We start from the raw sequence: 9,742 nt of genomic DNA, 5'->3' as shown, positions 1-9,742 counted from the left end.
CCATGTGAGTCACTTTAAACATGGTTTCAGAGATGGAGCGGAACACGGTCACCAGCGGTTCACGATGCGTCGCGGGCAGGGAGGAAAGCCCCAGACCAAACAGCACCGAGAAGAAGATGATCGGCAGCATTTCGCCTTTCGCCATCGACGCCACAATGTTCGTCGGCACCAGCGACAAAATCGTGCCCATAATGCCGTGGGAACTGCTTTGTACCGCTTCCGTAGTGCTCTGATATTTCGAGATATCGACGGTCGCCAGCTGCGACATATCCACCCCGGCACCGGGCTGGAAGACGTTTGCCAGAGTGATCCCCAGAATGATGGCGACGGTGGTGATCACTTCAAAGTAGATAATGGTTTTCGCGCCAATACGCCCAAGCTGTTTGGCATCACCAACACCCGCGATACCTACCACCAGCGTGGAGATCACAATCGGCACAACAATCATTTTGATCAGGTGGATGAAGATATCACCCGCCGGAGAGAGCAAATTGACGACCAGCCATTCGCGACTGTCGCTATGGTAGTGCAGGTAGCTTCCCAGGAGAATGCCCAGCACCATAGCAAACAGAATCTGCCAGGCCAGGCTGAATTTTATATTTTTCATATGAATGACTTCCTCAATGGAGCACCGTTCCCCGTTCAGAAACGCGAGAACGTGACATACTGCCAGGGCATGAATTGTGTTGCGTTGGTTTGTAGATTTTTTTAACGCTTATGATCAGTATCATTTGCGCGGTATGTTGCGCAACCCTTTAACAACAGAGCTTTTCGCTGCATTAATGCATAATAACGCGAGTTTATGACAGGTTATATGAATAACCATTTGTTATAGAAAGATTTTTATTTGTTTAATCTGCAATAATCGTTAATGGTGATTATTTTTTACATGTATTCATTCGATTATTTTTTATGCAGCTCAATGACATAATCTTCATCACCAGATGATTAATCCGATCTCCGCTGCAACAGTTTCGCCATATTAATCGACTCGACCAACTGTGTCCGGTTGACCCTGGGTGAATTGAGATCCATCACTTTTTGCCATAGTTCGATGGCCTGCGCGTAATTCGCCTGCATAAAAGCATCGGAAGCCAGCAGCATCAGGGCGGTAATTTCGTTTTCGTCCAGCGCGAGGGCTTTGTCGATCATTGCGCGAGTCTGGGCGGTCATATGCTGGCTGGCCTGGTAATAAAGCACCGTCGCCAGCGCCGCATACAGTTCAGCGTTCTCACCACGTAGTTGCAACGCCTGACGGTATGCCAGCAGCGAATTACTGTAATCGTTTTGCCACAGGTAATACTCGCCCAGTAACGCCCATTGTTCGCTGTTTTGTGGATTAGCGCGGATTTTATCCTGCAATACCTGAAGCTGCGCTTCCGGGGTTTGCTGGCTGGCAAACTGATGTAGCGGATCGCGCTGACGCTGATACTCCGCACGTACCGCCTGCCATTTTGGGCTTAACAGATAACTGCCGACACAGAGAAATAGCATCAAAATCGTGAGTATTGTCAGCATTTTCACCGGTATTTTGGGCTGTTTCATCGCTTCGCCCTCACTCGCCAGAGGATCAGTGCCATCAGCAGTAACAACACCACAGGCAGCGCCCACAACACCAGCGTCTGACCCGTTAACGGTGGGTTATAGCGAACAAAATCTCCGTAGCGTTCGGTCATCCAGCCAATGATTTCGACTTCGTTCTTCCCCTCCGCCACCATGCTGTAAACCTGATGGCGCATACTGACTGCCACCGGCGCGTTGGATTCCAGTAAGTTCTGATTTTGGCACTGCGGACAACGTAACTGGCTGGCAATATTTAACGCCTGTTGCTGTTGTTGCGGACTGGCGAATTGCCAGGTGTCTACAACCTGAGCGCGCGCAAAACAGGTAAATAACAGCAGTAGCGTGAGAAGTCCTTTATTCATCGCGCTTCCTCCCCCGCCATCCGCTTAACAATGCGCCCGCAATCATCAACAATCCTCCCCCCCAAATCCAGCGCACACCACTTTGTACATACAAACGAAATGCATAGCGATCCGCTCCGGTTTTTTCACCCATGACCGCATACCAGTCATGGATGCCGTTCCAGCGAATTGACGGCTCCATCATTTGCTGACGACGTGCTTCGTAAAAACGCCGCTCCGGTGTCAGTTCACCAATGCGTTGCTGATGGTCAAATAACGCCACTATCGCTTTTTCGCTGGTGTAATTACCTTTGGCTTGTAGATCGAGGCGCTCAAAACGGAAGGTGTATCCTGCCAGCGTCACCTGCTGACCCGGCTGTAAATTCAGGCTGATCTCCTGACGGCTGACGCTGGAGACCACGATCCCGGCGGCAAATAACAGCACGCCCGCATGAGCTACCAGCGCCGGAAGCTGCGCGCGTTTGCCAGAGACAAACGTCGCCAGCACAATCACCACCAGCATCAACAGACCAAACGGTAACGTCGCGCGGTTAAAATACGGCGCGCCAACGGAGAGGCGTCCCCAGCCCAGCAGGCCGTAAATCATAGGATAAAGCGTTCCCACCAGCACGATCAGTAGCACTGCGCAAAACAGCAACAGCGTAGCGAGGATTAACATTTCCCACGATAACACCGAAAAACGCACCACCGGGCCACCGTCCCGCGCTCGCCAGCCATACAGAGCCAAAGACGCAAGGCTAATCAGTGCAAACAGGCTGAACAACGGCACGGCGCGGACGTTATCCAGCGCGAACGCATGAACCGAAACCAGAATGCCAGAACGGACAATTAAGGTGCCCAGCAGCGACAGCATCAGAGTAACTATCGCCAGTAACAGCGACCAGTGGCAGAAAATCCCCCGCTGGCGTGTCAGGGACAAACTGTGCAGCAGCGCAGTGGCAGAAAGCCAGGGTAATAAAGAGGCGTTTTCCACCGGATCCCAGAACCACCAGCCGCCCCAGCCCAGTTCGCAGTAGGCCCACCAGGAACCGAGGATGATCCCCGCAGTTAATGCACTCCAGCCAGGTAACGCCCAGCGCCAGCAAATTCGGGCGCTGGCCGCATCAAACTCGCCGCGCAGTAGACTCGCCAGCGCCACACTCGCCGCCACCATCAAACCGCCATAGCCGAGATAGAGCAGCGGCGGATGGAAGATAAGACCGGGATGTTGCAGCATCGGATTGAGATCGCGGCCTTCGATTGCTGGCGGAAATATCCGTACAAAGGGATCGGACCACAGCACCACAAACAGTAGCAGCGCGGCGAGCATGAGAGATAAAACGGCTAACGTCAGCGGAAATAACGGATCGGTTTGCTGCCGATAATGCCAGGCAAACAGCGCGCTCCAGGCGGAAAGTAGCAGCACCCAAAGCAGCAACGAACCTTCATGGCCGCCCCACACCGCCGCCAGTTTAAGTTCCCACGACAGCAGGCTATAGCTATGTTGGGCGACATAAATGACCGAGAAATCGCTGATGAGAAAACAATACGTCAGTACGCCAAAGGCGAGCAGCAGGAGCGCGAACTGCGCCAGAATGCCGATGCAAGTGAGCCGCATCATGGCAGGCCAGCGCAACCGCACTCCCGCAAAGGCCGTCAACGGGGTCAACACGTTGACCCCAAGACTTAACAACAACGCCAGAAAACCGACTTCAGGAAGGAATACGTCCAGAAACCACCTCTTTTCTGGTTTACGCCACCGTCAACTGTCCGGCGTAGAGAATGAAAAAACGCAGCATCAACACACCGACCAGGCTGGCTCCACACGCCGCCAGCACGGCAGAAATGCCGGAACTGCGATTGACCCACGGTTTGAGCAACATTGGCACAATCAGCCCCAGCCCGGCGACACCAAGCCAGAACCACCACGTCCAGAAACCGCCGCCCAACGCCGCCACCAGCGCACGAACTTTACCGTCATCGCCCAGCGCCAGGCCGACGAAAAACGCCACCAGCAGGAAGATTTCACCCCATACCACAGGGATTTCCATACGGTGAACAAAGTGCGCTTCCGTGGAATGCGGATTACTGCGCTGGCGTATCGCCATGGCGATCAGCGCCACCGCCGCACCGGACGAGATGCCGGAGAACAGGAACAGCACCGGCAGGATCGGGTTATTGAGAAACGGATACGATTTCAGCGCCGACAGCAGAAAGCCAGTATAAGCCCCCAGCAGCACCGCCAGCACCAGCATCAGCGTTTCCAGTCCGCGATGAACGGGTGACAGCAGGTTCAGAACCTTTTGCACGATCCCCAGCTTCGGCAACCAGCGTTGTTGCAGGGCAAGCAAATCGTGTTCAAAGATTTTCGCCAGCCACAGCACCAGCACCACCATGTAGAGCTGAAACAGCATTACCCCCATCGACATCACCGAGGTAAAACTGTAGTGGAACATCAGCTTCCAGAAGGTCCACGGTCTCGTCAGGTGGAAGACGAGGATCAACAGACCGAGGATCACCGCGCCGGGCCCGACAATCAGCGTGGTACGCAGCAACGTACTGTCTGCGCCGCCCGCCTGCGGGTAGAAGCGACGCAGCAACACCGCCAGCGTCACCAGCCCGGCAGAAATCCCCACCAAAAACAGATAGATGGCAATCGGCCAGTCCCACACCAGTGATTCAAAATGAAATGCGGAAGCCTGCGTCATTGACTCACCTCCCCGTATTTAAACGGTACGCGGTACAGCTTCGGTTTGGTTCCCAGCGCCAGCTTGTAGCGGTAAGTGGGCTTCTGGCTCAGCAGTTGCGAAATCTCACTGTTAGGATCGTCCAGATTGCCAAACGTCAGCGCCTTCGTCGGACAGGCCTCGACGCACGCGGGCAGCTTACCGGCCTGTAAATTGGTCTTACGGCAGAAATCACATTTGTCCGCCGTCTTTGTGACCGGATGGATAAAGCGCACGCGGTACGGACAGGCGGCGATGCAGTACTGACAACCGACGCAGAGATCCGGATTAACATCGACAATCCCGCTGGCGGCATCGCGAAAAGACGCGCCGGTCGGGCAGACGTCAACGCAAGGCGCATGGTCGCAGTGCTGGCAAGACTTACGGAAGAAGCGATATTTCACATCAGGAAATTCGCCCAGTGGCTCGCTACGAATAATCGTCAGGCGCGAGACACCTTCCGGCACCTTGTTTACTTCCCGACAAGCATCCATACAGGCGGTACAGCCGATGCATAACGACTCGTCATGCACCATGCCGTAACGCACGCCATTGATATTCAACGTTTTCGCCACCACGCGTCCTGCGGTGCCGCTGACGGCTGCCAGCACGCCGACGCCGGTGAGAAACTGGCGACGAGACCAGGTCATGGCTGCTCCTTAAGCAACGGAACAGACGCCGGGTTAAAGTTCGGATTGGTGCGCTGATCGCTGTGGCAATCGACGCAAATCTTAATCCGTCCTTTGTCACTTAACGTCTGCATCGTATCTTGCTGTGGATGCAGGGAATGGCAGCTGGCGCACGCCACTTTAGTCACGTGGACATCGTGCGGCCAGAACGCTTTTTGCAACTGTTCCGGCAGATGGCAGGACATACAAACACTGTTCTGCTCACCAACGTTGTACATCGGCTCGTTAAAGCGCATCACATCTTTCACCCCTTCGCGGTGTTGCGGTGACGGCTGGCCGTGACAGTTGGTGCAGGTAACCGGCAATTTATTATTCGGGTTGATAACGGAAGCATGTTTGCCATGCATACCTTCGGTGTCTGGCTTATGACAGTCCAGACAGGCGGCATCCGGGTTACGCTGCTGGGTAACTTCGTAGCGATCTTCCGATGCCTGCGCCGCAGGGGTAGCGGTAATTCCGTTCAGGCTCCACAACAGGCCCGACGCCAGCACCCCGGCAGTTAATAACGAACGTAATACGCTCATATTCACTCCATTGTGTTTTCCGCCCCTTGCGAGGCGGAACGGGGGTTATTGGCTTAACAGACCGTTTTTACGTGCCTGTTCTTCCCACTGCGGGATCACCGTTTTGATGAAGTCCTGCTTCTCGGCCTTGATTTGTTCCATGTTCAGGCCAATGGCCTGCTGGGCTTTCTCTTTGGTCGAGATATCCGGGATCTGGATTTCATGGGTGATGCCTTTGGTCGCCAGCAAACGCGCCAGTTTGGTACGCGCATTCGCCGCTTTATCCATCGCCGTGCCAAGCATCCGCAGACCTTCTTCCGGCGCGTGCATATGAATGCCGTGGGAAGCGATCGCCAGATCCCAACGCCACTGAGCATGACGGATATCGTCCTGAATCGGCTTCATTTCGGCTTCCGTCGCGCCAGCATCCAGCGCCGCTTTCGCTTCGAAGTGGGCGTGAACCAGTTGATCTTCGACCTTGATTTTCAGGTCGTTAATCGACTGTTTACGCTCCGCGACCACTTTTTGCAGCGTGGCTTTGTCCTGGGTATGGCAGTTCGCACAAGTCTGGGCGAAGTTATCAAACGGATTGCCAATTTTATGGTCGGTGTAGAGTTTGCCTTCGGCGTTCTGCACTTTTGGCATATGGCAGTCGATACAGGTCACGTTGTTTTTACCGTGAATGCCCGCTGTCCAGGTTTCATATTCCGGGTGCTGCGCTTTCAGCATTGGCGTTTTCGACAGGGAGTTAGTCCAGTCAGAGAAGGCAATTTTGTCGTAATACTGCTCCATATTTTCGACTTTCATGCCGTCATCCCACGGGAATTTAACCGCTTTGTTTTTGCCGTCGAAGTAATACTCCACATGGCACTGACCGCAAACCATCGATTGCTGGTCGAAACGTCCGGCTTTCTCAAAAGGTTTACCAATGGCGTCCATCGCGCGAGCCGCATACGGACGGGAAAGGGTTAACTCCGGCTTTCCTTTGGCGAACTCTGGTGAGGCAGTGTTATGGCAATCGGCACAACCTAAATTGTTGACGATTTCCGGGCCGCCGCGCGCCCATTTACCGTGGAAGTAGCCATCTTCACCGTCTTTCTGGATCAGACGCGCCACATCCGGGCTTTTACAACTCCAGCATGCCATCGGTAGCGGACCATCTTCAGCGTTTTTCGGCGCACCGGTACGCAACGTTTCACGTACATCGGTCACAGCAAAGGCATGTCCACGCGGCTTGTTGTAATCGCGTGAGAAGGGATACCCCGCCCACAGGATCACCAGACGTGGATCTTCCGCCAGTGCGTCAACACGCTCTGATTGTTCCGAGGTGGCTTTCCAGGAGAGATATTGATCGGGGTGCTGCGGGGCAAAGGTTTCATTCTTCGCTTCCACAGTTACAGGTTTCGCGGGAGCGGCCGTTTGTTCAGCGTGAACAGAAGTGAAAAAGAAAAAAGGAATCAATAAGCTGAAGATACGGCGTGCGTTTATTTTTATCCTTGTCATAGGGGCTTCATCCAAATTTTGCCATTGAGGAAATGGCAGTTTTTATTGTTTTTTCATAACAGTAACCGCACATACACTGTTATGACATTGCTCGCCCCTATGTGTAACAAATAACCACACTCAGAATGTTGTCTTTAATCAATTGTAAGTGCATGTAAAATACCACTTTAGAGTTAGTCGGTATCTTCCTCTTTTTCAACAGCATGCATAACTGCATGTTCCTCAAAGAATTAATCAACTTTTGCTGGTGTCCTTCAAAAATTACCCTGCCGTTTATTTGCACAATTCTACTTTTGCGTGATCTGTCGCCCAAATACTAAACAAAACTGCCAATACCCCTACATTTAACGCTTATGCCACATATTATTAACATCCTACAAGGAGAACAAAAGCATGAGTCAAATTCACAAACACACCATTCCTGCCAACATCGCAGACCGTTGCCTGATAAACCCTCAGCAGTACGAAGCGATGTATCAACAATCTATTAACGCACCAGATACCTTCTGGGGCGAACAGGGAAAAATTCTCGACTGGATCAAACCCTACCAGAAGGTGAAAAACACCTCCTTTGCCCCGGGTAATGTGTCCATTAAATGGTACGAGGACGGCACGCTAAATCTGGCGGCCAACTGCCTCGACCGCCATCTGCAAGAAAACGGCGATCGCACCGCTATCATCTGGGAAGGCGATGACGCCAGCCAGAGCAAACATATCAGCTATAAAGAGCTGCACCGCGACGTCTGCCGCTTCGCCAATACCCTGCTTGAGCTGGGCATTAAAAAAGGTGATGTGGTGGCGATTTATATGCCGATGGTGCCGGAAGCCGCAGTCGCGATGTTGGCCTGCGCCCGCATTGGTGCGGTGCATTCGGTGATTTTCGGCGGCTTCTCGCCGGAAGCCGTTGCCGGACGTATTATCGATTCCAACTCACGATTGGTGATCACTTCCGACGAAGGTGTACGCGCTGGACGCAGCATTCCGCTGAAGAAAAACGTCGATGACGCGCTGAAAAATCCGAACGTCACCAGCATTGAACATGTGGTTGTACTGAAGCGTACTGGCGGGAAAATCGACTGGCAGGAAGGGCGCGACCTGTGGTGGCACGACCGGGTTGAGCAAGCGAGCGATCAGCACCAGCCGGAAGAAGTAAACGCCGAAGATCCGTTGTTTATTCTCTACACCTCCGGTTCTACCGGTAAGCCGAAAGGCGTGCTGCACACTACCGGCGGTTATCTGGTATACGCGGCGCTGACCTTTAAATATGTCTTTGATTATCATCCGGGCGATATCTACTGGTGCACCGCCGATGTGGGCTGGGTTACCGGACACAGTTACTTGCTGTATGGTCCGCTGGCCTGCGGGGCAACCACGCTGATGTTTGAAGGCGTACCGAACTGGCCGACGCCTGCCCGTATGGCACAGGTGGTGGATAAGCATCAGGTCAATATTCTCTATACCGCACCCACGGCGATTCGCGCACTGATGGCGGAAGGCGATAAAGCGATTGAAGGCACCGATCGTTCGTCGCTACGCATTCTTGGTTCTGTGGGCGAGCCAATTAACCCGGAAGCGTGGGAGTGGTACTGGAAGAAGATCGGCAACGAGAAATGTCCGGTGGTCGATACTTGGTGGCAGACCGAAACCGGCGGTTTCATGATTACCCCACTGCCTGGCGCTACCGAGCTGAAAGCCGGTTCGGCAACACGTCCGTTCTTCGGCGTGCAACCGGCGCTGGTCGATAACGAAGGTAACCCGCTGGAAGGCGCTACCGAAGGCAGCCTGGTGATCACCGACTCCTGGCCGGGTCAGGCGCGCACGCTGTTTGGCGATCACGAGCGTTTTGAACAGACCTACTTTTCCACCTTCAAAAATATGTATTTCAGTGGCGATGGCGCGCGTCGTGACGAAGATGGCTATTACTGGATCACCGGGCGCGTGGACGACGTGTTGAACGTCTCCGGTCACCGTCTGGGGACAGCGGAGATTGAGTCGGCGCTGGTGGCGCATCCGAAGATAGCCGAAGCCGCTGTCGTCGGTATTCCGCACAATATTAAAGGTCAGGCGATCTACGCCTACGTCACGCTTAATCACGGGGAGGAACCGTCACCAGAACTGTACGCAGAAGTCCGCAACTGGGTGCGTAAAGAGATTGGCCCGCTGGCAACGCCAGACGTGCTGCACTGGACCGACTCCCTGCCTAAAACCCGCTCCGGCAAAATTATGCGCCGTATTCTGCGCAAAATTGCGGCGGGCGATACCAGCAACCTGGGCGATACCTCGACGCTTGCCGATCCTGGCGTAGTCGAGAAGCTGCTTGAAGAGAAGCAGGCTATCGCAATGCCGTCGTAACCCACAATTGCCGGATGCGAGTCGGTAACGGTTTGTAGGCCTGATAAGACGCGACAGCGTCGCAT

Annotated in this window: 9 protein-coding genes; 1 reads left to right on the top strand and 8 read right to left on the bottom strand. The window is 53.8% G+C overall.

Going from position 1 to position 9,742, the window contains the following annotated elements; genetic code table 11:
• From EQY_RS0120040 to nrfA, 8 genes are all read right to left on the bottom strand, one after another.
• A partial coding sequence (locus EQY_RS0120040) for a cation:dicarboxylate symporter family transporter (protein ID WP_000789603.1) occupies positions 1 to 607 on the bottom strand: 607 nt, incomplete at its 3' end.
• A 341-nt stretch (positions 608 to 948) separates the two neighbouring features.
• Positions 949 to 1,545 carry a heme lyase NrfEFG subunit NrfG gene (nrfG, locus tag EQY_RS0120035; RefSeq protein ID WP_000812886.1) on the bottom strand — a complete coding sequence of 199 codons (597 nt, stop codon included), beginning with the start codon at positions 1,543 to 1,545 and terminating at the stop codon, positions 949 to 951.
• Complete coding sequence (gene nrfF, locus EQY_RS0120030; protein ID WP_001032554.1) at positions 1,542 to 1,925, bottom strand: heme lyase NrfEFG subunit NrfF; 384 nt, start codon at positions 1,923 to 1,925, stop codon at positions 1,542 to 1,544. Before nrfF ends, nrfG begins: the two co-directional genes overlap by 4 nt.
• Complete coding sequence (locus EQY_RS0120025) at positions 1,918 to 3,636, bottom strand: heme lyase CcmF/NrfE family subunit (protein WP_071987986.1); 1,719 nt, start codon at positions 3,634 to 3,636, stop codon at positions 1,918 to 1,920. The genes nrfF and EQY_RS0120025 overlap by 8 nt, the downstream gene beginning before the upstream one ends.
• A 19-nt stretch (positions 3,637 to 3,655) precedes the next feature.
• Complete coding sequence (gene nrfD, locus EQY_RS0120020) at positions 3,656 to 4,612, bottom strand: cytochrome c nitrite reductase subunit NrfD (protein WP_000189600.1); 957 nt, start codon at positions 4,610 to 4,612, stop codon at positions 3,656 to 3,658.
• Positions 4,609 to 5,280: a cytochrome c nitrite reductase Fe-S protein gene (gene nrfC / locus EQY_RS0120015; protein ID WP_000220270.1), complete on the bottom strand. Its 672-nt coding sequence runs from the start codon at positions 5,278 to 5,280 to the stop codon at positions 4,609 to 4,611. The genes nrfD and nrfC overlap by 4 nt, the downstream gene beginning before the upstream one ends.
• Positions 5,277 to 5,843 carry a cytochrome c nitrite reductase pentaheme subunit gene (gene nrfB, locus EQY_RS0120010; protein ID WP_010354304.1) on the bottom strand — a complete coding sequence of 189 codons (567 nt, stop codon included), beginning with the start codon at positions 5,841 to 5,843 and terminating at the stop codon, positions 5,277 to 5,279. Before nrfB ends, nrfC begins: the two co-directional genes overlap by 4 nt.
• A 45-nt stretch (positions 5,844 to 5,888) precedes the next feature.
• A complete protein-coding gene (gene nrfA / locus EQY_RS0120005) occupies positions 5,889 to 7,325 on the bottom strand; it encodes an ammonia-forming nitrite reductase cytochrome c552 subunit (protein WP_000196873.1) in 1,437 nt (478 codons plus the stop codon).
• Positions 7,326 to 7,718: 393 nt separating this feature from the next.
• Here nrfA and acs point away from each other — a divergent pair, with 393 nt between their 5' ends.
• Positions 7,719 to 9,677 carry an acetate--CoA ligase gene (gene acs / locus EQY_RS0120000; protein WP_000078203.1) on the top strand — a complete coding sequence of 653 codons (1,959 nt, stop codon included), beginning with the start codon at positions 7,719 to 7,721 and terminating at the stop codon, positions 9,675 to 9,677.
• The last annotated feature ends 65 nt before the right edge of the window (positions 9,678 to 9,742 follow it).

It is taken from the genome of Escherichia sp. TW14182 (assembly GCF_000208525.1).
Classification (GTDB): domain Bacteria; phylum Pseudomonadota; class Gammaproteobacteria; order Enterobacterales; family Enterobacteriaceae; genus Escherichia; species Escherichia ruysiae.
Note: the sequence above shows the minus strand (reverse complement) of the source record. Positions and strands in the feature narration are given on the sequence as shown.

Bases quoted from the DNA above. Each gene is read 5' to 3' on its own strand.
- nrfB (WP_010354304.1), bottom strand. From the start codon at position 5,843: ATGAGCGTATTACGTTCGTTATTAACTGCCGGGGTGCTGGCGTCGGGC.
- nrfD (WP_000189600.1), bottom strand. From the start codon at position 4,612: ATGACGCAGGCTTCCGCATTTCATTTTGAATCACTGGTGTGGGACTGG.
- nrfF (WP_001032554.1), bottom strand. From the start codon at position 1,925: ATGAATAAAGGACTTCTCACGCTACTGCTGTTATTTACCTGTTTTGCG.
- acs (WP_000078203.1), top strand. From the start codon at position 7,719: ATGAGTCAAATTCACAAACACACCATTCCTGCCAACATCGCAGACCGT.
- nrfC (WP_000220270.1), bottom strand. From the start codon at position 5,280: ATGACCTGGTCTCGTCGCCAGTTTCTCACCGGCGTCGGCGTGCTGGCA.
- nrfG (WP_000812886.1), bottom strand. From the start codon at position 1,545: ATGAAACAGCCCAAAATACCGGTGAAAATGCTGACAATACTCACGATT.
- nrfA (WP_000196873.1), bottom strand. From the start codon at position 7,325: ATGACAAGGATAAAAATAAACGCACGCCGTATCTTCAGCTTATTGATT.